Below are 21,647 nucleotides of genomic sequence, written 5' to 3'. Positions count from 1 at the left end.
AGGCACCGACGGAGCGCTACGGCGCCGGGTCGGTCCCGGCCAGTCGGCGGGCCTCGGCGAGGACGTCGGCGTCCACCTCGTCCCGGCTGCGCGTGCTGTACGCCAGGGTGTCGTACTCGTCGTCGAGGCAGGAGAGCGGATCGGCCGCGTCCAGCTCGTGCCCGAAGCGCTGGTGCGCGGCGCGGGTCAGCTCCCGGGGTGTCAGTTCCCCGTTCAGGAAGGCCACGGCGAGCGCCCGCAGGACCTCCTCCTCGGCGCCGTCGCCGCCGAAGGGGTGGAAGACCAGGCCCTGTTCGGCCATGGCCGCGGGCAGCAGGGTGTGGAGTTCGGTGGCGGCCTCGCGGTAGGAGCAGGCGGCCAGTTCGCGCAGGGCCGGACCGTCGAGCCCGACGACCAGGGCCTCGCAGGCCGCGTCGACCACCACCCGGCCGTCGGCCGCCCCGCCGCTCCACAGGGCGGCGCAGTCCCGGAGCCGGGTGAGCGCCTGGTCCGGGGTGGTCACGGGGGCGGGCTCGGGGGCCGGGCGGTACATGTGGACGTCGACCGGGTCCTCGTGGACGACGGTGAAGCCGTGCCGCTCGTAGAGCCGCCGGGCGGCGCTGCCCTGCAGGACGACCAGGCGCACCGGCTCCCGGGCTGCGTCGGCCTCGGCGAGGAGCCGGCGCAGCACGGCGCCGCCGATCCCGCGGCCCTGCAGGTGCGGGGCGAGGTAGAACAGTTCCAGGTGGCGGCCGCCCTGCGGGTCGGGCCGGACGGCGACGGAGCCGGCGAAGGCGCCGTCGACCAGCAGCACGGACGTCCACCTGGTGGAGAAGGAGTCCGCCACCCGTCGGCGGGAGCGGTCCGGGTCCCAGCGGCCGAGGCGTTCCAGGTCGGCGCGCATGACCTGGTCCTTGAGGTCGGTGATGCGTTCGAGGTCGTCGACGGCGGCGGGTACCAGGGTCCAGGCGGGATGGCTGTTCACGGACCGCAGTCTGTCAGCCCCGCCGCCGCCGGGACCACGGGGTTTCCCGGGGCCTCCGGCCCTCACGACACGGGCCGGGAGTCCGCCCAGACCCCCTCGAACTCCTCGCGGTAGACCTCCAGCAGCCCCGGTTCGGTGCCGCCGGGCTGCTGGCCGGCGCCGCCGCGCAGCACCAGCGCCGGGGACTCCATGCCGCGGGAGCGGCGCAGGTAGGGCTGGATGACGCCGAGGTCGCGGCCCTGCCGGCGGCCGCCCGCCTGGCCGGTGGCCCGGGGACCCTCGACCAGGTAGGCGGTGAAGCGCGGGGTCTCGTCGAACACCCGGATCTCGAAGCCGCCCTGGTCCCGCAGCCGGGCCCGGACCCGCCGCACGTGCATGATGTTCATCTCGATCGAGCGGGACAACTCGCTGCGACTGAGGCCGAGTTCGCGTTCGCGGCGGCGCACCGCGCTGCTCGCCGGGTTGAGGAAGAGCAGCCGGACCCGGCAGCCCTCGCCGGCGAGGCGCACCAGGCGCTTGCCGGTGTAGTTCTGGCAGAGCATGCCGAGGCCGATGCCGAGCGCGTCCAGTCGCCGGGCGCCGTCCAGCAGGTCCTCCACCGGCAGGTCGCGCTGCAGCCGGACCCGGTCGGCGTGCACCGCGACCACGTCCGCGTACCGGCCGGCCACCAGGGACTCCACCACGTCGGCGGGCACCCCGCCCGCGCCGCCGTCCAGGACGGCCAGCAGCCGGGCGGCGGCGCGCTCGGTCTGCGCCAGGACGGTCTGGGTGAGCACCCGGTTGCGGGAGACCACGTGCCGGGCCACCTCCAGCTCGTCCAGCGCGAGCTCGATCTCGCGCCGGTCGGCCAGGTACGGCTCGAAGCACGGCCAGTGCTGGACCATCAGCTCGCGCAGCTGGGGCAGGGTGAGGAAGACCAGCGGGTCGTCGTCGGCCGGGTCGAGCAGGTAGCCCTTGCGGCGGCTGACCTCGCGCACCGCCCCGGCCCGGTGCGCCCACTCCTCGCCGGCCGGTCCGGCGGCCGCGGTGACCCAGTCCTCGCCGTGGGCGGGGGCGTAGATCGGGTGCAGCACCTCGTCCACCAGGGAGCGCAGCCGCTGCTCGACCAGGTTGAGCCAGACGTAGGCGCGGCCGGACAGCCGCACCCGCTGGTAGGCGTCCTCCCACTCGCCGGCCGACCAGGCCAGTGCCGGTATCTCGACCGGGCCGCCCTGGGCGGGCACCAGCGTGCGGCCGGTCAGGGTGGGACGCATGACCACCGTGGGCGCCTCGCTGCGGGCCGCGCCCCGGTCGGGGCCGTCGGACCCGGAGCCACGGCCGCCGGCGGGGAACACCATGCGCCACCTCATCTGGTTGCTGCCGCCGGCCCCCGCGGGCGCGAGGACCGTTGACGGACCGCCATCCGCCTGTTGACGGACTGTCGGCGGGCGCCGGGCGGCCGGACGATCAAGGGTACTGCCCGCCGCGAGCCGACCGCAGCCGGATCGGCGGGGCTCCGCCCGTGCCGCGGGGCCCGCCCGGCCCGCGCTCCCGCCCGCTCCTGCCCGCGCTCCCGCCCCGCGTTCCCGCCCGCACCGGCGGCGGCACCGGCGCCCCGACGGGCGCGCCCCACCGGCATCACTCTTCACACGAATGCCCGCCGGACACTCGTTCGGACCAACCCGGGCCGGTTCTCCCGGCCACCGGGGAAGGGCTCCGGAAGTATGCGGGCTGTGCCGTGCGTCACGGCGCGCGAGCACCGCACATGCCCGGCCGCCCGGCCGGGCAGGAGAGCGTCCGGGTCCGGGCAGGCTGTCGGACTTATTGTCGGACTACATGTCAGTTTGCTTATGCAGCAAGGAAGTTGAGGAGCCATGCAGGTCTGGCCCGGCACGCCCTACCCCCTCGGCGCCACCTACGACGGAGCCGGCACCAACTTCGCCGTGTTCTCCGAGAGCGCCGACCGCATCGAACTGTGCCTGCTCGCCGAGGACGGCTCCGAGACCGCCGTCGAACTGCGCGAGACGGACGCGTTCGTCCGGCACGCCTACCTCCCCGGCGTCCAGCCCGGCCAGCGCTACGGCTTCCGCGTGCACGGACCGTACAACCCGGGCCTCGGCCAGCGGCACAACAGCGCCAAGCTGCTCCTGGACCCGTACGCCAAGGCGATGAGCGGGCACATCGACTGGGACGAGTCGGTCTACGGCTACCACTTCGGCGCACCCGAGCGCCGCAACGACCTCGACTCCGCCCCGCACACGATGCACTCGGTGGTGATCAACCCGTACTTCGACTGGGGCACCGACCGGCCGCCGCGCACCGACTACCACCGCACGGTCATCTACGAGGCCCACGTCAAGGGCCTCACCCGGCTCCACCCGGGCATCCCCGAGGAGATCCGCGGCACCTACGCCGGCCTCGCCCACCCCGCGGTGATCGAACACCTCGCCAAGCTCGGCGTCACCGCGATCGAGCTGATGCCGGTGCACCAGTTCGTCCGCGACCACCGGCTGCGCGACCTCGGCCTGGCCAACTACTGGGGCTACAACACGATCGGCTTCTTCGCACCGCACTCCTCCTACTCCTCCACCGGCGACCGCGGCCAGCAGGTGCAGGAGTTCAAGTCGATGGTCAAGGCGCTGCACGCGGCCGGCATCGAGGTGATCCTGGACGTCGTCTACAACCACACCGCCGAGGGCAACCACCTCGGCCCCACCCTCTCGCTGCGCGGCCTGGACAACGTCTCCTACTACCGCCTCGCCCAGGACCAGCGCTTCTACGAGGACACCACCGGCACCGGCAACAGCCTGCTGATGCGCAGCCCGCACGTGCTCCAGCTGATCATGGACTCGCTGCGCTACTGGGTCACCGAGATGCACGTGGACGGCTTCAGATTCGACCTCGCCGCCACCCTCGCCCGGCAGTTCCACGAGGTCGACCGGCTCTCCTCCTTCTTCGACCTGGTCCAGCAGGACCCGGTGGTCTCCCAGGCCAAGCTGATCGCCGAGCCCTGGGACCTCGGCGAGGGCGGCTACCAGGTCGGCAACTTCCCCCCGCTGTGGACGGAGTGGAACGGCATGTACCGGGACACCGTGCGCGACCTGTGGCGCGGCGAGAACGCCACCCTCGCCGAGTTCGGCTCCCGCCTCACCGGCTCCTCCGACCTCTACCAGGACGACGGCCGCCGCCCGATCGCCTCCATCAACTTCGTCACCTGCCACGACGGCTTCACCCTGCGCGACCTGGTCTCCTACAACGACAAGCGCAACCAGGCCAACGGCGAGGACAACCGCGACGGCGAGTCCTTCAACCGCTCCTGGAACTGCGGCGTCGAGGGCCCCTCCGGCGACCCGGCCGTCGAGGAGCTGCGAGCACGCCAGCAGCGCAACTTCATCGCCACCCTGATGCTCTCCCAGGGCGTGCCGATGCTCTCGCACGGCGACGAACTCGGCCGCACCCAACTGGGCAACAACAACGCCTACTGCCAGGACAACGACCTCACCTGGGTGCAGTGGCCCGAGGACGACGGGCCGCAGGCGCGGCTGCTGGAGTTCACCCAGGGAATGATCTGGCTGCGCCGCGACCACCCGGTGTTCCGCCGCCGCCGGTTCTTCCACGGCCGGCCGGTGTCCGCCTCCGGCGGGTTCGACGACCTCACCGACATCGCCTGGTTCACCCCGACCGGGGAGGAGATGACCAAGCGCAACTGGGGAGCCAGCTACGCCAAGTCGCTGACCGTCTTCCTCAACGGCTACGCGATCTCCGAACCCGACCGGCGCGGCGGGCGGATCGTCGACGACTCCTTCCTGCTGATGTTCAACGCGCACTTCGAACCACTGGAGTTCACCGTGCCCGCCGACCACGGCCAGGAGTGGCGGGTCGTGGTCGACACCACTCAGCCCCGGCTCCCCGCCCCGGGCACCGGGGCCCGGGTCAAGGCCGGGGACACGCTGTGGCTCACCGACCGCTCGCTGATGGTGCTGCAGCGGCCGGCGTGACCGGCCGCCCGGCGACCGGGGGCGGCCCGGGGGGCGACTGGGGGGCGGCCGGGGGGCGGTCACCTGTTCGGATCAACAGCGGGTCTTGGCGGCAGGCTCCCCCGGGTACCTATGGAGCTATGACCTCCGCCGCCGAGCCCGCGCAGCCCCGCCCGGCCGCCGTCCCTCCCGGCGGCACCCCCACCGCCAGCTACCGCCTCCAGCTCCAGCCCGGCTTCACCCTCCACGACGCCACCGCCGCCGTCCCCTACCTGGCCGCCCTCGGCGTCTCCCACCTGCACCTGTCCCCCCTGCTGGAAGCCGTCCCCGGCTCCACCCACGGCTACGACACCGTCGACCACACCCGGATCAGCGAGCAGCTCGGCGGCGAGCCGGCCCTGCGCGCGCTGGCCACCGCCGCCCGCGGGCACGGACTGCGGCTGATCGCGGACGTGGTGCCCAACCACATGGCCGTACCGGCCCCCGAACGGCTCAACCGCCCGCTCTGGCAGGTGCTGCGCGACGGGCCCGACTCGCCGTACGCCCGCTGGTTCGACATCGACTGGACCGCCCAGCCCGGCCCCGCCGACGACCCCGGGCGCGGCCGGGTCCTGCTGCCGCTGCTCGGTGACCGGCTCGGCGCCGTCCTGGACCAGCTGACCGTGGACGGCGGGAGCCTGCGCTACCACCGGCACGAACTGCCGCTGCGCCCCGGCACCGAGTCACTGCCGCTGTCCGAGCTGCTCGCCCGCCAGTGGTACCGGCTCGCCTGGTGGCGCCTGGCCCGCACCGAGCTCAACTACCGGCGCTTCTTCACCGTCAACGAGCTGATCGCCCTGCGGGTGGAGGACCCCGAGGTGTTCGCCGCCACCCACGGCGTGCTGCTGCGACTGCACGCCGAGGGCGTCCTGGACGGCTTCCGGATCGACCACCCGGACGGGCTCGCCGACCCGCGCGGCTACCTGCGCCGGCTCGCAGCGGCCACCGGCGGGGCGTCGGGAACGACCGGCGGGGCGTCGGGAACGACCGGCGGCGCCTACGTCGTGGTCGAGAAGATCCTCACCGGCGACGAGCAGCTGCCCGAGGACTGGCCGGTCGCCGGCACCACCGGCTACGACGCGCTGCGCCGCATCGACGGCGTGCTCACCGACCACGCGGGCGCCTGCCTGCTGGCCGGGGCCTACGAGTCCTTCCTGCGCGGCGGACCGGTCCGGGACCTCTGCGAGGACCCGCACCCGGCACTCGCCGCCGCCCGGCGCGGACGGGCCGACATGACCGGGCCGGACGGCGAGCTCGCCGCCGAGATCGAACGGCTGGTGCGGATCGCCCTGCGGATCGGCGCCGCCGAACCCGCGCACGCCGACCACGCGCCCTGGCAGCTGCGCGCCGCGCTCGCCCGGCTGCTCACCGGCTACCCGGCGTACCGGCCCTACGCGCGGCCCGGCGAGGCACCCCCGGCGGCCTCCCGGCAGCAGCTGCGCGCGGCCCTGGACGGCTCCGCCGACCCCACCGACCGCCTGGTGGCCGCACTGGCACTCGGCGAGCTGGGCCGCGGCGCCGACCACGACGAGTTCTGCGTCCGCTTCGCCCAGACCGCCGCGGCGGTGGCCGCCAAGGGCGTCGAGGACACCGCCTTCTACCGCTGGAACGCGTTGCCCGGCCTGAACGAGGTCGGCGGCGAGCCCGCCCGGCCCGGGCTGCGCCCGGCGGACTTCCACGACTGGTGCCGCCACCAGGAGCGCACCTGGCCGCACGGCATGACCGTGCTCTCCACCCACGACACCAAGCGCAGCGCCGATGCCCGCGCCCGGCTCGCCGTCCTCGCCGAGCAGCCGCACGCCTGGGCCGCCGAGGCCGCCGCCTGGTCCACCGCGGCCGGTCCGGCGGCCCCCGGCCTCGACCGCGACGCCGACTGGCTGCTCTGGCACACCCTGGTCGCGGCCTGGCCGATCACCCCGGACCGGCTGGTCGCCGCCCTGCTCAAGGCCGTCCGCGAGGCCAAGCTGCACACTTCCTGGACCGAGCCCGACCCGCGCTACGAACGGGCGCTGGAGGACCGGGCCCGCGCCGCCTACGGCAACCCCGGGCTGCTCCCCCGGATCGAGGGCCGGGTACACGCCCTCGCCCCGCACGCCCGCTCCAACACCCTCGCCGCCGCCCTGCTGCACCTCACCGTGCCGGGCGTGCCCGACCTCTACCAGGGCAGCGAGGAGCCGCTGTACACACTGGTGGACCCGGACAACCGGGGCGTGGTGGACCTCGGCGCGCTCGCCGTGCGGCTCACCGACTCCGCCACCCGGCGCCCCGGCGACCTCGCCCGCGAGAAGCTGCACCTCACCACCACCGCCCTGCACCTGCGCCGCTCCCGCCCGCTCGGCCCGTACCGGCCGCTGCCCGCCTCCGGCGCCGCCGGCGACCACCTGCTGGCCTTCGCCCGCGGCGACGGCGTCGTCACCGCCGTCACCCGGCTGCCGTACGGGCTGCAGCGGGCGGGCGGCTGGCGGGACACCGTGCTGGAGCTGCCGCCGGGCGGGCCGTGGACGGACGAGCTGACCCTGCGGAGCTTCCCGGCGGGCCCGGTTCCGGTGGCCGAACTGCTGGCCGGGAGCCCGGTGGCGCTGCTGACGAGGAGGGGCTGATGCCGGCCTACGAGGTGTGGGCGCCCCGCGCCGCTTCCCGTGTCCGCGTCGAAGTCAACGGCACGGAGCACGAGTTGGCCCGCTGCGCCGACCGTGCCGGCTGGTGGTCCGGCGAGGCCCCGGCGGGCGACTACGCCTTCCGCCTCGACGACGGCCCGCCGCTGCCCGACCCGCGCTCGGCCTGCCAGCCGCACGGCCCGCACGGCCCGAGCCGCCCGGTGGACCACACCGCGTTCCGCTGGTCGCGGACCGGCTGGCGCGGCCGCGCGCTGCCCGGCGCGGTGCTGTACGAGCTGCACATCGGCACCTTCACCGCCCGCGGCACCTTCGAGGCCGCCGCCGAACACCTGGACCACCTGGTCGAGTTGGGCGTCGACTTCGTCGAGCTGATGCCGGTCTGCCCGTTCCCCGGCCGGCACGGCTGGGGCTACGACGGGGTCTCGCTCTGGGCCGTCCACGAGCCCTACGGCGGGCCGGAGGGGCTCAAGCGCTTCGTCGACGCCGCCCACCACAAGGGCCTCGGCGTGGTGCTGGACGTCGTGCACAACCACCTCGGCCCGTCCGGCAACTACCTCCCCGCGTACGGCCCGTACTTCACCGACCGGCACCACACGCCGTGGGGCTCCGCGGTGAACCTGGACGCGCCCGGCTCGGACGAGGTGCGCGCGTACCTGATCGGCAGCGCACTGGCCTGGCTGCGCGACTACCGCATCGACGGCCTGCGGCTGGACGCCGTGCACGCCCTCGCGGACGACCGCGCGGTCCACTTCCTGGAGGAACTCTCCCACGAGGTGAGGAAGTTGGCGGTCACCACGAACCGCCCGCTGTTCCTGATCGCCGAGTCCGACCTCAACACCCCGCGCACCACCGCCCCGACCGAGGCCGGCGGCCAGGGCCTCACCGCCCAGTGGAGCGACGACTTCCACCACGCCCTGCACTGCGCGCTCACCGGTGAATCCCAGGGCTACTACGCGGACTTCGCGCGCGAACCGCTCGCCGCCGTCGCCAAGGCGCTCACCCGCGGGTTCTTCCACGACGGCACCTGGTCCTCCTTCCGCGGCCGCAGCCACGGACGCCCGTTCCCCGCGGCCGAGGGCCACCGGCTGCTCGGCTACCTGCAGACCCACGACCAGGTCGGCAACCGGGCGCTCGGGGACCGCATCTCCACCACGCTCCCCGTCGGCCGACTCGCCTGCGGCGCCGCCCTGGTGCTCACCTCGCCGTTCACCCCGATGCTGTTCATGGGCGAGGAGTGGGGCGCCGCGACACCCTGGCAGTACTTCACCGACCACACCGACCCGGACCTCGCCGAGGCCGTCAGGCAGGGCCGGCGGCGGGAGTTCACCGAGCACGGCTGGGCCGCCGAGGCCGTCCCCGACCCCCAGGAGCCCGCCACCGTGCTGCGCTCCGTCCTCGACTGGACCGAGCCCCGGCGCGCCCCGCACGCCGAACTGCTCTCCTGGTACCGGACGCTGATCCGACTGCGGCGGGAGCGACCGGAGTTCGCCGACCCCGACCTCGGCGCGGTGCGGGCGGTCTTCGACGAGGCGGCGGGGTGGCTGGTGGTGCACCGCGGGCCGTACCGGGTCGCGGTCAACCTCGGGCCGGACGAGGCCGCAGTGCCGCTGGGGGCCGCCGGGCGCGAGGTGGTCGCGGCCTTCGGCCCGGCGGCGCTGGGCGGCACGGACGTGCGGGTGGGACCGGACGCGGTGGCCGTGGTCCTGACCGGCTGATCCACCGACGGCCGCGGTGCCGGGCGTCGCAGCGCAGCCGCCCACGGCGCGAGCGCTCGCTGCCCCGGGAACCGTGGCCGGCTCACCAGAGGAAGGTGCCGATCCGCTCCCGCAGCGCGGGCGCGTCCAGGCCGTAGGCGGCCAGGTGCTCCGCGATCGAGCCGTAGTGCCGGTGCTCCTCGCGCGGCACGCCCAGGCCCAGCACCCGGTGCGGGCGGTCGGCCAGCGCCTCGTGCACCTCGTTCGCCGAGGTCCCGGCCAGGTACGGCTCGACCAGCACCACCTCCGCCCGCTCGCCGACGGCCGCCCGCAGCCCGGCCGCGTCGAAGGGGCGCACCGTCGCCGCGTACAGCACCGTGACGTCCAGGCCCTCGGTGGCCGCGAGCACCGCGTCCAGCATCGGCCCGACGGCCAGCACCACACCGCGCGAGCCGGTGCGGACGGTGCCGAAGCGGCCCGGCTCGACCGCCACCGGCGCGGCGTTCTGGTGCGCCGAGAGCCGGACGTACACGTTGCGGTCGCCGTCCGCGTACGCGTGGCGCAGCAGTTGCTCGGCCTCGTCCGGGTGCCCGGGGACGTGGACGGTCCAGTCCGGCAGGGTGTCCAGCAGCGCCACGTCGCCCGGGGACATGTGGGTGCGGCCGCCGGCCGGCCAGTCGTACGAGCCCGCCGCGCTCACCAGGACGGCCCCCACGCCCTGGTGGACCAGGTCCAACTTGACCTGCTCGAAAGGCCGTTCGATCAGGAAGCTGGCGAAGGTGTGGGCGATCGGCCGCATCCCGCTCAGCGCCAGGCCGCCGGCCGCACCGATCAGCAGCTGTTCGCGGATGCCGACGTTGACCACCCGGTCGGGGTGGCGCTCTTGGGCCGGGGTGAAGGCGGCCGCGGTGATGTCGGCGAGCACCACCGCCAGCCGGGGGTCCTCGTCCAGCAGGCGGGTGGTGACGGCGACGAAGCGGTCGCGCATGGTGTCCATCGGTGACGTTCCTTCCGGGAATGCGGGTTCGGCGTGCTCGTCCGGGCGCTCTCGGGGCGGCCGGATGCTCAGTGGTTCTCCTTGGGCTCCACCCGGGCGACCACCACGTGCGGGCGGCCCGGGTGCTCGGCGGTGAAGGCCCGGTGCAGCGCCTCGTGGTCGCGGCCGTCCACCGTCGCGGTCGACCAGCCCGCGGCCGCGAACCGCTGCGCGATGCCGCCCTGCCAGCCGTGCGTGGCCGAGGAGTTGTCGATCACCACGACGTGCAGCCGCTCCAGCCCGTACGACCCGGCGAAGGCGACCGCCTCGTGGTTGGAGCCCTCGTCGAACTCGGCGTCGCCGACCAGCACCCACACGGCGGCGTCGGTCAGGCCCTGCGCGCGCAGCCCGAGCGCCGTGCCGACGCCCAGCGGCAGGCCGTGCCCGAGCGAGCCGGAGGAGATCTCCACGCCGGGCACCAGCGTGCGGTCCGGGTGGTGGCCGAGCGGCGAGTCGTAGCCGCCGAAGCTCGGCAGCACCTCGGGGTCGATGAAGCCCTTGGCCGCCAGCACCGCGTAGTACGCCATCGGCCCGTGGCCCTTGGAGAGCAGGAAGCGGTCGCGGTCCTGCTCCTGCGCGGTTTCCGGTCCGACCCGCAGCACCCGGTCGTACAGCACCCAGAGCACGTCCAGCGTGGAGGTGGCGGCCGGGCCGTGCTTCTCGGCGCCGGTCATCAGTGCCATCAGGGCGGGCAGGTCCTCGAACCGGGCCTCGGAGCGAGCCTGGGCACGGCTCCCGGAACGGCTCTCGGAACGGCTCTCGGTCACGGATCCCGCGGTTGCGTTCGTCGTCATGACCACGATCGTGCAACTTAAAGCCAGCTTGAGGTCAAGCGGCTACAGTGGGTTCCCATGACGGCCCACCCCGACGACCGCCGCACCGCCGGCCCGCACCACAGCGACCTGCTCACGATCGGCCAACTCGCCGACCGCAGCGGCCTCGCCGCGTCCGCGCTGCGCTACTACGAGAGCCTCGGCCTGATCCACGCCACCCGCACCACCGGCGGGCAGCGCCGCTACACCCGGGGCACCCTGCGCCGGATCGCGTTCATCCGCGCGGCCCAACGGGTCGGCCTCTCCCTCGACGAGGCACGGGTCGCCCTCGACCGCCTCCCCGACCGCCCGGCCCCCACCCGCGCCGAGTGGGACCGGGTGGCCGAGTCCTGGCAGGGCCGCATCGACGAGCAGATCGCCGAACTCGAACTGCTGAAGCGCAAGCTGTCCGGCTGCATCGGCTGCGGCTGCCTCTCGCTCGCCCGCTGCGCCCTCTACAACGCCGGCGACCGCGCCGCCGACGCCGGCCCCGGCGCCCGCTACCTGCTCACCCGCGACCCGGCCGCCGGGCCCGAGCCGGTCTCACCGTCCGCCGACGCGTGCGGCGCCGCCTCGCAGGAGCGGTGAAAAGCCTTTGCGGCGCGGGCCGTGCTCTGCCTACGGTGCGCCCGTGCTGCCTCTGGTACTGACGGACGAGGAACGGGACGCGGTCGTCCCCGACGAGTCGGTGGTGCGTCCCGGCGCGGAGGCGCTGTGCGCCCGGCTCGGCGTCGGCGGACTGCCGCTGGAACGCTTTGCGGAGGGCTCCGTCCCGGTCTACGCCGTCGGCGACGAGCACGTCCTCAAGCTGTTCCCGGCCGCCGGCGCCCGGGACGGCCTCGTTGAGGCGCGCGTCCTGGACCGGCTGCGGGGCGCGCTGCCGATCCCCACCCCGGTGGTGCGCGAGGCCGGCGAGTACGTCAACGGCTGGCGCTACGTGCTGATGTCCCGGCTGCCCGGCGAGGGCCTGGCGACCGCCTGGCCCCGCATCCCCCGGCCCGAGCGCGAGCGGATCGCGCGCGACTGCGGCGAGGCGCTCGCCGCCCTGCACGCCCTCGACCCCGAACCGCTCGCCGACGCCCTCGGTCCCGGCGACTGGCACGCCTTCCTCGACGATCAGCGGGCCGGCGCCGTCGCCCGCCAGCGGGAGCGCGGCCTGTCGGAGGCCTGGTCCGAGCAGATCCCGGACTTCCTCGCCGCCGCCCCGCTCCCGGCGGCGCCCGGACGCGCCCTGCTGCACACCGAGTTCATGCGCGAGCACCTCCTCACCGACCCCGCCGCCGGCTGGCGCCTGACCGGCCTGTTCGACTTCGAGCCCGCCATGATCGGGGACCCCGACTACGACCTCGTCGCCGTCGGCCTCTTCACCACCCGCGCCGACCCGCACCTCCTCGGGCAGCTGCTGGCCACCTACGGCCGGGCCGTCGAGCCGCGGCTGCTGATGGCCTACACACTGCTCCACGTCTACAGCAACCTGCCCTGGTACCTACGGGAGTTGAAGCCCGCCGCACGGACACTGGACGCCCTCGCCGAGGAGTGGTTCGGGGCGCTGCGCTAGGGGCCCGTCTTCAAACCCCCGTCGTCTGCCCGGAGGCGAGGGTTGAAGACCGGCCCTAACCGCGCGGATCCGTGCGCAGCAGGCCGTAGCGGACGACGTCGCGCCACTGCCCGTCCCGGAAGGTCAGTGCGCGCTGCACGCCCTCCCGGGTGAAGCCGCACTTCTCCAGCGCCCGCTGCTCGGCGTGGTTGCCGGACTCGGTGTCCGCCTCCAGCCGCATGACCGGCGAGTGCGCGAACAGGTAGTCCACGAGCAGGCGTTGGGCCGCGGTGCCGATGCCCCGGCCGCGCACCTCCGGACGGAGCTGGATGCCGATGTTCCAGTACGGGGCGTTGGTCGCGGCGTTCATCCGGCGCCAGGCGACGAATCCCGCGAACTCGCCGCCGGCCCGGACCGCCAGAACCGACCGCTCGTCCGACAGCAGGCCGTCCTCGGCCCAGGTGCGGCGGAACCGGCCGGGATCGCGCCAGCCGAACCACTGGAACGGGCCCAACTGCCCGGGGTCGCCGACCAGCACCTCCAGCCGGGCGAGGTCGGCCTCGGCGATCGGGGCGAGGAGGATCGTTTCGTCGGTCACACCGGCCCCAACGACCACTCCCCGCCGACGAGTTCCTCGGCTGCCGGGCTCCGGGCCGCACGAGCTCGGGCCGCACGGGCTCCGGGCCGCACGAGCTCGGGCCGCACGGGCTCGGGCCGCGCCGCACCGCGTCACATCGCATCGCTTCGCGCCGCATCGCTTCGCGCCGCGTCGCGTCGCTAGAGCGGCAGTGCCCACAGGTCGACGGCGAGCCAGCCGGTCGCCGTGACCGCCGCGCACACCCGGGCGACCACCGCCGCCCGACGGCCGCACTCGCGGCCCCGGGCCCGCCGGAACCCCGCGATCAACCCGGCGATCGCGGTGACCGGCAGGGCGAGGAAGGCCAGGTGGAGGAGCCAGCCGTCGACCGCCGGCGCGAACAGGACGCCGACGAGGCCGCAGGGCACCGACACCGCCGCGACGGCCATTCCGGCCGCCGCACAGGCGACCCGGAAGTGCTTGCGGCCGCCGAAGAAGGGCGGCACGGCGCAGGCCGCCACGCAGAGCAGCCCGGCCGCGTACAGGAACGCCCCGGCCGCACCGAACCCGCCCACGACGGCGACCACCGGCAGGAGGAAGACGACGCCCCCGAGCCCCGACAGCAGACGGGCGCTCACCGGCACCGCTTCCATGGATCCCCCGGGCACGTGTGTGAACGCATACATTTGAACGCGTTCGAATCCAACACGCCCCCACACGGCGGCAGGCCGCCCCCACGCCTGCCGGGCCCGCTCGCAGCCTTGCCCGAAACGTTATGCCGCCCCCGCTCCCGCGGGCCCCGGCGGCTCCGCGGAACGAGCCCTTCCCGGCGCGCTGCGGGCACGCCGCCGTACGCCGGACCGACCCGGGACCACCCCCTCCCACCACCGCGGCCGGGGCCCCGACAGCCTGCCCCACAAGGGATTTCGCGCCGCTCGCAGCCACCCGCCGGGCCGCCTACGCTCGGCCGCATGAACCGCACGATCCGCACCGCCGAGGACGTCCTCGCCCTCCTCGACCGGCTGTTCCCGCCGGCCGAGGCCTGGTGGGACCGTTTCTACGCCGACCGCTCCGCCGACCGCCCGTTCTTCACCCCCGAGCCGGACGAGAACCTGGTCTCCTACCTCGACCGCGGCGTGCTCTCCCCCCGCCCCGGGCACACGCCCGCCCGCGCCCTCGACCTCGGCTGCGGGCCCGGCCGCAACGCGATCCACCTGGCCGCCCGCGGGTTCGAGGTGGACGCCGTCGACGTCTCCTCCGCCGCCGTCGCCTGGGCCGAGGAGCGCGCCCGCGAGGCCGGGGTCGGAGCCGCCCTGCGCTTCCACCGGGCGAGCATCTTCGAGGCCGACCTCCCGCACGCCCGGTACGACCTGGTCTACGACTCCGGCTGCCTGCACCACCTGCCGCCGCACCGCCGCGTCAGCTACCTCGCCCTCCTCGACCGCGTCCTCGCACCGGGCGGGCACTTCGCCGTCACCGCGTTCGCCGCCGGGGCGATGGGGTCCGAGCGGCCCGACGAGGAGCTGTACCGGCTGGGCGCCCTGGAGGGCGGCCTGGCGTGGTCCCCCGACGAGCTCCGCTCGCTGTTCCGCGAGCTCACGCCGCTGGAGATCCGCCCGATGGCGGCCCGGCCGCCGGACTCCGGGCTCTTCGGTCTCCCCTTCCTCCTCACAGGTCTCTTCCAGCGAACTACCAGTCTCTAACCAGACTCTCATCCTCCACGCCTAGCCTCCGGCCCCATGAACGTCTCCCTGCTGGACGGCTGGTTCCCCTGGACGGTGCAGGCCGCGGCCCTCGCGGTGTTCCTGGGCTCGATGGCCCGGCGGGACCGGGCGTGGCGGCTGAAGTGGGGTCCGATCGCACTCGGGACGGCAGCGGCGGTCACCGCCGTCGCCGCCGTCGCCGTGGTGACGCTCAGCGGGATCACCGACCCGATCCCGTACGGGGTGTGGCTGTGGAGCGGGGTGGCCGTCGCGGCCCTGTGCGTGCTCGGGTTCGGCTGGCGCGGCGCGCGGTGGTGGCGGCGACTGCTGGTGGTGCCGACCGTCCTGCTGGCGCTGTTCTGCGCCGCGAACAGCCTGAACGCCGCCACCGGCTACTACCCGACCCTGGGCGACGCGATCGGTGAGCTCGGCGGCGGGCCGCTGCCGGAGCAGGTCACGCTCGCCGAACTCGCCTCCCTCCACGGCAGGACGAGCACCGGCCGCATCGTCCAGGTCGACATACCGGACACCACCGGCGGCTTCGCCCACCGCCAGGAGCTGGTGTACCTGCCGCCCGCCTGGTTCCGCAGCCAGAGCAGGCCCAAGCTGCCGGTGCTGGAGATGATCGGCGGCGAGTTCGCGGCGCCGGACAACTGGATCCGCTCCGGCAACGCCGTGAAGACCGCCGACGCGTTCGCCGCCCAGCACAACGGCTTCGCGCCGATCCTGGTCTTCGTCGACGCCACCGGCGGCTTCCGGGTGGACACCGAGTGCGTGGACGGCCCGCACGGCAACGCCGAGACCCACCTGGTCAAGGACGTCCCGCCGTTCGTCCAGAAGACCTTCAACGCCGCCACCGACCCGCACAAGTGGGGCGTGGCCGGCTGGTCGATGGGCGGCACCTGCGCCGTCGACCTGACCGTCGAACACCCCGGCGTCTTCACGCACTTCGGCGACTTCTCGGGCGACCGGGGTCCGTTCATCGGCGACAAGGACCACACCGTCCAGGAACTGTACGGCGGCGACGCCGCGGCCTGGGCCGCCCACGACCCGCTGACGGTGCTCGCCCACCACCCCCGGTACCAGGGCGTCTCCGGCTACTTCGGCCAGGGCGACGAGGAGCACGGCCAGATCGAGTCCGCCAAGGCCCTGGAGGCGGCTGCCCGGAAGGACGGCATCCGCACCGTCTCCGCCGTCGGCTCCGGCAAGCACAGCTGGCAGACCGGCGCCGCGACCTTCGCCCAGGCGCTCCCCTGGCTCGCCCAGCAGCTCGGCGTCCCGGGCACCCACGGGTAGCCGCCCGGTTCCCGCCGCGGCCCCTCCGACGCTCGCCGGCCCGGGGCCACCGCGTGGGAAAGCCTTGGTGTCGGGCGCCGCCCGCGGTCCGTCCTCCGGTGCGGCCGGGGCACCGTACGCGCTCGCAGCACCGCGCTCCGTCGGCGTGGATCCCCTGCTCCGGGCGGCACTTGACCGTGTCCGGCCGCTCCAGGAATCCCCCGCACCCCGCGCATAGCTCCCGCCGTGCCCGCACACACGTTCCCCACCACTGCCCTGCAACCATCCGGGCCACCCGGGCGTCCGCCGGAATCCCGCTTTGCTCCCGACGGTCGCTTGGCATAGGTTTCGACCGCCGTCGACGCAGCACCGGCGCTGACCGCCCCTCAAACCCGAGGATGGCGGCGCGGCCAGGAGCCGGACGGCAGCACGTCAACGGGGGAGGAAGAGCCATGCCGAGTGCCCGCGACCACGGGTCGCCCGGGCGGCGGGGGCGGACGGGCGGTGCCGCGCACCAGCGGCCCGCGACCGACGCGCACCCGACCCCGATCCACGCCACCGGACACTTGAGGATTCGTCAGTTGCGCAGCACCCGCCTGGCCACCGCCACCGCCGCAGCCCTCGTCTGCCTGGGCGCCCTCAGCGCCTGCGGGCCGGACAACAGCGGCGCGGACGGCGGCAAGACCGCCGCACCCGCTCCGTCCACCGCCGCCGCGACCGGCGCCGCCCCCAGCGGTGCCCCCGCCACGGGTGCCGGCAAGCCCGCCGGCACCGACGGAGCCGCGAAGACCATCCCGGCCAAGGCCTGGATGGACACCAAGAGCATCCCGATGGACGAGGCCTACCACTACGCGCCGCTGGCGGCCAACGCCAAGCCGCAGACCGGCCCGGTCCAGTTCAAGGGCATGGAGCTGTGCCACGCCCCGATCGCCAAGGACGACGAGTACGGGTTCGCGGGCACCGCCTCCGCGAAGGCCTCGGTCGGCTTCGGCGGCGACCGCTGGACGGCCCAGCAGACCCTGCTCTTCGTCGGCGACCCGACCCACAGCAGCGGCACCAAGCAGACGACCAACATGGTCGACCAGCGTCTGACGGACGCACTCAAGGGCTGCGCCAAGACCGCGCCCGGGGCCACCGTGAAGGTCAACAGCGCCGACGACGCGCCGTACTTCGCCGCCGTCCTGACGATCCCGCAGGCCGACGGCACCGCCGTCACCCTGCACGAGTACGCGGTCACCGACGGCGGGACGGTCAGCGAGCTGTCCGTCTGGGCGACCACCAAGGCCGGCGCCCAGCCCAAGGACGCCTGGAAGGCCCCCGAGGACAAGTACGTCGGCACCGGAATGACCGCGCCGATGTGCGAGGCCCTGCCCGGCTGCGGCTGATCCGGGGGGCGCCGCACCCGGGCGCCCGCACCACCCCACAGACGGCCGTCCGGCCCGTCCGGCACAGGGGACCGGACGGACCGGGCGGCTCCTTCGCGCCCGCCCACGGTGAACCGGCTTCACCGCGTCGGGGGCACCCGGGAGCCGCGGCGCTCGGGAGCTTGGGCGCCCGGGAGCCGCGGCGCTCAGGAACCGCGGCGCTCCGGAGTTGCGGCGCGCCTCACAGCCCCAGGACGCTGAGGGCCGTGGTCCAGTCGCTCGCGATCGCGCCGCGGGCGTCGTCCAGGCTCACCCGACCGCTGCACACCGCGTTCTTCAGCCGGGTCTCGACGGAGTCCTTGCTCTGCGCCGGCTCGGTGCCGTAGCGCGGCTCGGGCCACAGGTTGGCCGGGTCGCGCGGGGCGCCGCCGAGCTCCAGCGGGACGAGGTGGTCCTCCTCGTAGTCGGCCGTGCTGGTGTCGTCGTAGCCGTACTGGGCGATCTGGCGCACCTTCAGCGGGTTGGTGTAGCTGGTCGGCGGGCGGACGGTGGCGGTCCAGCCGGAGACACAGATGGTCTGCCCGATGGTGTCCTGGGTGACGTCCGGGTTGTACGCACCCGGGGTGCAGGACGGGTCGGGCAGCGGCAGGTAGTCCTGCGAACAACTCGCGGCAAGTGCACGGGACTTCGCGGTGGCGGTCGCCGGGGCGGCCGCGTGGGCGGTGCCCGCGGCGAGCCCGGCGACGGTCAGGGCGGCCGCCGAGGCGACGACGGTCAGGCGCTGACGGAGCATCATGGGGAAGATCTCCAGGGTCGGCCCGGCCGTTCGCCGGGCAGCTGTGCTCATGACAGCACCGGATGGGCGGCGACCGTCAGCCCCGGGACGTGAACGCCTGGTGACCTCGTCTTCACAACCCCCCGGGCCGCCTTCCCGGATCGCCCGCCGACCCCGCAGGACGATCCCGGAGCACCGCCCCGGAGCGCGGCGATCAGCCCCGGGAGACCGCCAGTTCGATCTCCCGGTGCGACGCGTCACCCGGGACGGGCAGCGCCACGCCGGAGTGCTCGAACCCGACCTTGACGTACAGCGCCTCGGCGCGGGCGTTGTCCTCGTGGACGAACAGCCGCACCCGCTCGATCCGGGGTTCGGCGAGCGACCAGGACCAGTCGCGGGCCGCCCGGAGGAGATCGGGCGCCAGCCCGGTGCCGCGCGCCTCGGGCCGGACGTACACGCCCACGATGTGGGTCTGCTCGACCCGGACGACGTCGCCCTCCAACGCCCCCGGCCCGCCGGGCCGTTCGACCACCGCGCTGACCGCGCCGAGCCAGTGCCCGTCCGCGTCCTCAGCGACGAACTGCGCCACGGCGGAGCCGGTCGCCGCCCGCGCCGCGCGGTCCTGCCAGAACTCGTCCGGCCTGGCGGCCGCCTGCTCGTGGGTCTCAAGGAAGGCGATGGCCGCGACCGGGTCCCGCAGTGAGTCCAGGCGGATCTCCTTGACCCGCGCCCAATCCTCTTGCCGTACCCGTCTGATGATGATGCTCATTGCGTGATCATTCCATCGGCTCCGGCAGCCCCAGCAACCCGATTCAAGCAACCGGCCGGCGCCGCAGGCCGCCGCACGGCGCACCGCCGCACACCGGACCGTGGACCGCCGCACCGCAGCCTGCCGCGCCGCAGGCCGCCGCACGGCGGCCGCCGGTCAGGCGGAGTCGGCCTGTGCCCCCTCCAGCAGCCGCGCCAGCAGCGCCGCCGGCCCCTCCGGCAGGCTCCCGTGCACCAGCTCGGTGCGGTGCACCAGCCGGGGCGCGGCGATCGGCGCGCACCCGACCCCGGGCACCCCGGCCGGCACCGGCCCGGGCAGCAGCGCGAGCCCGTGCCCGGCGGCGACCAGTGCCAGCAACCCGTGCAGGTCGGTCCCCCGGTAGCGGGTGGCGGGCCGGAAGCCGTCGACGCCCGCCACCGCGCGCAGCCGGGCGACCGGAGGAGTGAGGTCCGGGGCGTCCAGCCAGCGGGCCGCGGAGAGGTCGGCGAGCGCGAGGCTGGGGCGGCCCGCCAGCGGGTGGCCGGCGGGCAGGACCACGACGACCGGCTGCTCGTCCACCGCGACGGTCCGCAGCGGTCCGACCTCGGGCAGCGGCAGCGGGTCGCTGGGCGCGGCCAGGCCGTCGATCAGGGCGAGGTCGACCTCGCCGGTGGCGACCTGCGCGGGCAGCACGTCCTGGGCGAGCACCCGGACCTCCGGTTGCACCCTCGGGTACGCCCGGCGCACCTCGCCGAGCGCGCGCCCCAGCACCGCCCCGACCGCGGGCGCCGTGGCGCCGACCACCAGCCGGGCGCTCGGGGCACCGGCCAGGCGCGCGACGTCGGCACGCGCCGCCTCCAGGCGGACCAGCAGCGGCGCGGCGTGCTCCAGCAGCCGGCGCCCCGCCTCGGTAGGGCCGACCGGACGGCGGACCAGCAGGGCCGTGCCGAGGTCCGCCTCCAGCGCCGCGATCTGCTGCGAGACCGCGGACTGGGTGTAGCCGAGCTCCCGCGCCGCGTCGGAGAAGGAGGCGAGACGGGTGACGGTGACGAAGGTGCGCAGCTGCTGGGGATCCACGGCGGCCATCAACCGATCTGATCGAGGTGTAAGAAATCATCGTTGGCGCTGATCTCGGGTGCGGGGTCAGGATAGCCGCATGACCAACCTGACCCCGCGGGTCGCCCTCGTCGGCGACCGCTCCCCCGCCGTCCGCTCGCACGCCCGCATCCCCGGCCTGCTCGACGCCCTCGCCGAGCACGACCACCTCGTGCTGGACGCCTACTGGATCCCCACCGAGGACGCCGCGGCGGCCGGCGCCCTGGACGGCTTCGACGCCGTCTGGCTGCTGCCCGGCAGCCCCTACCGCAGCGAGGAGGGCGCGGTGGCCGCCGTGCGCACCGCCCGCGAACGCGGCATCCCCTTCCTCGGCACCTGCGCCGGGTTCCAGCACGCGGTCCTGGAGTTCGCCCGCGACGTCTGCGGCCTGGCCGGAGCCGTCCACGGCGAGCAGCAGCCCGACGGGGAGCAGCAGGTGATCGCCCCGCTGAGCTGCTCACTGGTCGGCCACGAGGGCGCCGTCGCCATCACCCCGGGCAGCCTCGCCGAGCGCGTCTTCGGCACCACCCGCACCCTGGAGCGTTACCACTGCGCGTACGGCCTCAACGCCGCCTACCTGGACCGGTTGAGCGCGCACGGCCTGCGGTTCAGCGGCGCGGACGAGTCGGGCGAGGTGCGGATCCTGGAACTGCCGGACCACCCGTTCTTCCTCGCCTCGCTGTTCCAGCCCGAGCTGTCCGGCGACGGCACCCGGGCGCACGCCGCGATCCGTGCGCTGGCCGCCGCCGCCGTGGCCCACGCGGAGTCCTCCGCGCCGACGGCCCTCGCCTGATCCGGCCTCACATCGGCAGCGAGCGCAGCCGGACCGGCCCCTCCGGCCAGTCGGCCCCCGCCGCCAGCGGCGCCCACATGGTGCGCAGCGGCATCACCGCCAGCCGGCCCTCCGGCTGCTCCACCGTCACCTCCTGCGTCACCTCGCGGAAGCCCAGCCCCCGGTAGAGCGTGACCAGGGGCGGGCGGCAGAACAGCAGCGCGCGCCGGTGGCCGAGGGTGCGGGCGTGGTCCAGGGCGGCCCCGACCACGGCGTGCGCGAGGCCGCCGCCGCGCCGGTCGGGGGCGACGCAGACCCCGCCGACGCCCATCACCGTCAGGTCGGTGCCGCCCGCGGTGAGCGGCAGGGGCCGCAGCCCGGTGTGGGCCACGAGGCGCCCGTCGGCGGCCCGGACACCGAAGTGGATCTCCTTGGGCAGGTAGGTCAGCCCGGTGTACGCGACCCCGTACGGGTCGGCCCCCGGGCCGAGGATCTCCACCTGCTCGGCGCGGGAGTACTGCTCCAGCCGTTCGACGGCCACGTGCCGCTCGGTCGGGGCCGTGTCGGTCGGGTGCGGGCCGGTCGGGCGCAGTTCGGCCGACTGCGACTCGGCCGACTGCACCCCGGACGAAAGATGATCACTCATGCCCGCCATGTTCTCCCCACCGGGGTCCTCGCACCA

Annotated in this window: 19 protein-coding genes; 9 read left to right on the top strand and 10 right to left on the bottom strand. The window is 74.9% G+C overall.

Going from position 1 to position 21,647, the window contains the following annotated elements; genetic code table 11:
* Positions 1 to 16: 16 nt before the first annotated feature.
* Both ACZ7KX_RS13190 and ACZ7KX_RS13185 read right to left on the bottom strand, forming a co-directional pair.
* Entirely contained in the window at positions 17 to 964 is a 948-nt protein-coding gene (locus tag ACZ7KX_RS13190) for a GNAT family N-acetyltransferase (protein ID WP_470326519.1), read from the bottom strand.
* Between the two features lie 62 nt (positions 965 to 1,026).
* On the bottom strand, positions 1,027 to 2,217 hold the full coding sequence (locus ACZ7KX_RS13185) for an SAV2148 family HEPN domain-containing protein (RefSeq protein WP_470326688.1): 1,191 nt from the start codon (positions 2,215 to 2,217) through the stop codon (positions 1,027 to 1,029).
* Between the two features lie 600 nt (positions 2,218 to 2,817).
* On the opposite strand from ACZ7KX_RS13185, the gene glgX reads away from it, so the two are divergent.
* From glgX to treZ, 3 genes are all read left to right on the top strand, one after another.
* Entirely contained in the window at positions 2,818 to 4,941 is a 2,124-nt protein-coding gene (gene glgX, locus ACZ7KX_RS13180; RefSeq protein ID WP_396553252.1) for a glycogen debranching protein GlgX, read from the top strand.
* A gap of 119 nt (positions 4,942 to 5,060) precedes the next feature.
* On the top strand, positions 5,061 to 7,559 hold the full coding sequence (gene treY, locus ACZ7KX_RS13175) for a malto-oligosyltrehalose synthase (RefSeq protein ID WP_470326518.1): 2,499 nt from the start codon (positions 5,061 to 5,063) through the stop codon (positions 7,557 to 7,559).
* Complete coding sequence (treZ, locus tag ACZ7KX_RS13170) at positions 7,559 to 9,292, top strand: malto-oligosyltrehalose trehalohydrolase (protein ID WP_470326517.1); 1,734 nt, start codon at positions 7,559 to 7,561, stop codon at positions 9,290 to 9,292. Before treY ends, treZ begins: the two co-directional genes overlap by 1 nt.
* Before the next feature lie 82 nt (positions 9,293 to 9,374).
* Here the strand turns inward: treZ and ACZ7KX_RS13165 are convergent, their stop codons facing one another.
* Together ACZ7KX_RS13165 and ACZ7KX_RS13160 are read right to left on the bottom strand one after the other, a co-directional pair.
* Positions 9,375 to 10,268: a transketolase family protein gene (locus ACZ7KX_RS13165; RefSeq protein ID WP_470326516.1), complete on the bottom strand. Its 894-nt coding sequence runs from the start codon at positions 10,266 to 10,268 to the stop codon at positions 9,375 to 9,377.
* Positions 10,269 to 10,336: 68 nt separating this feature from the next.
* Positions 10,337 to 10,990, bottom strand: a complete 654-nt coding sequence (locus ACZ7KX_RS13160; protein WP_470326687.1) for a thiamine pyrophosphate-dependent enzyme — start codon at positions 10,988 to 10,990, stop codon at positions 10,337 to 10,339.
* 168 nt (positions 10,991 to 11,158) lie between these two features.
* Between ACZ7KX_RS13160 and soxR the strand changes: the two genes are divergently transcribed.
* Together soxR and ACZ7KX_RS13150 are read left to right on the top strand one after the other, a co-directional pair.
* Positions 11,159 to 11,707 (top strand): redox-sensitive transcriptional activator SoxR, encoded by a 549-nt coding sequence (gene soxR, locus ACZ7KX_RS13155; RefSeq protein WP_470326515.1) that lies wholly within the window; start codon positions 11,159 to 11,161, stop codon positions 11,705 to 11,707.
* A 43-nt stretch (positions 11,708 to 11,750) separates the two neighbouring features.
* Positions 11,751 to 12,677 carry a phosphotransferase family protein gene (locus ACZ7KX_RS13150; protein ID WP_470326514.1) on the top strand — a complete coding sequence of 309 codons (927 nt, stop codon included), beginning with the start codon at positions 11,751 to 11,753 and terminating at the stop codon, positions 12,675 to 12,677.
* A gap of 55 nt (positions 12,678 to 12,732) precedes the next feature.
* Here ACZ7KX_RS13150 and ACZ7KX_RS13145 read toward each other — a convergent pair whose 3' ends face one another.
* Both ACZ7KX_RS13145 and ACZ7KX_RS13140 read right to left on the bottom strand, forming a co-directional pair.
* On the bottom strand, positions 12,733 to 13,254 hold the full coding sequence (locus tag ACZ7KX_RS13145) for a GNAT family N-acetyltransferase (RefSeq protein ID WP_470326513.1): 522 nt from the start codon (positions 13,252 to 13,254) through the stop codon (positions 12,733 to 12,735).
* A 179-nt stretch (positions 13,255 to 13,433) separates the two neighbouring features.
* Positions 13,434 to 13,871: a hypothetical protein gene (locus ACZ7KX_RS13140; protein WP_470326512.1), complete on the bottom strand. Its 438-nt coding sequence runs from the start codon at positions 13,869 to 13,871 to the stop codon at positions 13,434 to 13,436.
* A 333-nt stretch (positions 13,872 to 14,204) separates the two neighbouring features.
* On the opposite strand from ACZ7KX_RS13140, the gene ACZ7KX_RS13135 reads away from it, so the two are divergent.
* The 3 genes from ACZ7KX_RS13135 (at position 14,205) to ACZ7KX_RS13125 (ending at position 17,596) form a co-directional block, all read left to right on the top strand.
* Positions 14,205 to 14,936: a class I SAM-dependent methyltransferase gene (locus tag ACZ7KX_RS13135; protein ID WP_470326511.1), complete on the top strand. Its 732-nt coding sequence runs from the start codon at positions 14,205 to 14,207 to the stop codon at positions 14,934 to 14,936.
* Between the two features lie 36 nt (positions 14,937 to 14,972).
* Positions 14,973 to 16,232, top strand: a complete 1,260-nt coding sequence (locus tag ACZ7KX_RS13130; RefSeq protein ID WP_470326510.1) for an alpha/beta hydrolase — start codon at positions 14,973 to 14,975, stop codon at positions 16,230 to 16,232.
* Between the two features lie 560 nt (positions 16,233 to 16,792).
* Entirely contained in the window at positions 16,793 to 17,596 is an 804-nt protein-coding gene (locus ACZ7KX_RS13125) for a hypothetical protein (RefSeq protein ID WP_470326509.1), read from the top strand.
* Between the two features lie 220 nt (positions 17,597 to 17,816).
* Here the strand turns inward: ACZ7KX_RS13125 and ACZ7KX_RS13120 are convergent, their stop codons facing one another.
* The 3 genes from ACZ7KX_RS13120 to ACZ7KX_RS13110 form a co-directional block, all read right to left on the bottom strand.
* The gene (locus tag ACZ7KX_RS13120) at positions 17,817 to 18,422 is read right to left on the bottom strand and encodes a hypothetical protein (RefSeq protein ID WP_470326508.1); all 606 of its coding nucleotides are present in this window, start codon (positions 18,420 to 18,422) and stop codon (positions 17,817 to 17,819) included.
* A gap of 142 nt (positions 18,423 to 18,564) precedes the next feature.
* A complete protein-coding gene (locus tag ACZ7KX_RS13115; protein ID WP_470326507.1) occupies positions 18,565 to 19,119 on the bottom strand; it encodes a GNAT family N-acetyltransferase in 555 nt (184 codons plus the stop codon).
* Positions 19,120 to 19,275: 156 nt separating this feature from the next.
* Positions 19,276 to 20,184, bottom strand: a complete 909-nt coding sequence (locus tag ACZ7KX_RS13110; RefSeq protein ID WP_470326506.1) for a LysR family transcriptional regulator — start codon at positions 20,182 to 20,184, stop codon at positions 19,276 to 19,278.
* A 70-nt stretch (positions 20,185 to 20,254) separates the two neighbouring features.
* Here ACZ7KX_RS13110 and ACZ7KX_RS13105 point away from each other — a divergent pair, with 70 nt between their 5' ends.
* Entirely contained in the window at positions 20,255 to 20,986 is a 732-nt protein-coding gene (locus tag ACZ7KX_RS13105) for a CTP synthase C-terminal region-related (seleno)protein (RefSeq protein WP_470326505.1), read from the top strand.
* Positions 20,987 to 20,993: 7 nt separating this feature from the next.
* Here ACZ7KX_RS13105 and ACZ7KX_RS13100 read toward each other — a convergent pair whose 3' ends face one another.
* On the bottom strand, positions 20,994 to 21,611 hold the full coding sequence (locus ACZ7KX_RS13100) for a GNAT family N-acetyltransferase (RefSeq protein WP_470326504.1): 618 nt from the start codon (positions 21,609 to 21,611) through the stop codon (positions 20,994 to 20,996).
* Positions 21,612 to 21,647 lie beyond the last annotated feature (36 nt).

The organism is Kitasatospora sp. NPDC038210, from assembly GCF_055600605.1.
The sequence above is the reverse complement of the archived record's forward strand: the minus strand, read 5'-3'. Positions and strand labels throughout refer to the sequence as shown.

Excerpts from the sequence above, each read along its gene's own strand:
- ACZ7KX_RS13165 (WP_470326516.1), bottom strand. The coding sequence starts at position 10,268 with ATGGACACCATGCGCGACCGCTTCGTCGCCGTCACCACCCGCCTGCTG.
- ACZ7KX_RS13100 (WP_470326504.1), bottom strand. The coding sequence starts at position 21,611 with ATGAGTGATCATCTTTCGTCCGGGGTGCAGTCGGCCGAGTCGCAGTCG.
- ACZ7KX_RS13105 (WP_470326505.1), top strand. The coding sequence starts at position 20,255 with ATGACCAACCTGACCCCGCGGGTCGCCCTCGTCGGCGACCGCTCCCCC.
- treZ (WP_470326517.1), top strand. The coding sequence starts at position 7,559 with ATGCCGGCCTACGAGGTGTGGGCGCCCCGCGCCGCTTCCCGTGTCCGC.
- ACZ7KX_RS13110 (WP_470326506.1), bottom strand. The coding sequence starts at position 20,184 with ATGGCCGCCGTGGATCCCCAGCAGCTGCGCACCTTCGTCACCGTCACC.
- ACZ7KX_RS13185 (WP_470326688.1), bottom strand. The coding sequence starts at position 2,217 with ATGCGTCCCACCCTGACCGGCCGCACGCTGGTGCCCGCCCAGGGCGGC.
- ACZ7KX_RS13160 (WP_470326687.1), bottom strand. The coding sequence starts at position 10,990 with ATGGCACTGATGACCGGCGCCGAGAAGCACGGCCCGGCCGCCACCTCC.
- ACZ7KX_RS13120 (WP_470326508.1), bottom strand. The coding sequence starts at position 18,422 with ATGAGCACAGCTGCCCGGCGAACGGCCGGGCCGACCCTGGAGATCTTC.
- treY (WP_470326518.1), top strand. The coding sequence starts at position 5,061 with ATGACCTCCGCCGCCGAGCCCGCGCAGCCCCGCCCGGCCGCCGTCCCT.
- soxR (WP_470326515.1), top strand. The coding sequence starts at position 11,159 with ATGACGGCCCACCCCGACGACCGCCGCACCGCCGGCCCGCACCACAGC.
- ACZ7KX_RS13130 (WP_470326510.1), top strand. The coding sequence starts at position 14,973 with ATGAACGTCTCCCTGCTGGACGGCTGGTTCCCCTGGACGGTGCAGGCC.
- glgX (WP_396553252.1), top strand. The coding sequence starts at position 2,818 with ATGCAGGTCTGGCCCGGCACGCCCTACCCCCTCGGCGCCACCTACGAC.
- ACZ7KX_RS13115 (WP_470326507.1), bottom strand. The coding sequence starts at position 19,119 with ATGAGCATCATCATCAGACGGGTACGGCAAGAGGATTGGGCGCGGGTC.
- ACZ7KX_RS13135 (WP_470326511.1), top strand. The coding sequence starts at position 14,205 with ATGAACCGCACGATCCGCACCGCCGAGGACGTCCTCGCCCTCCTCGAC.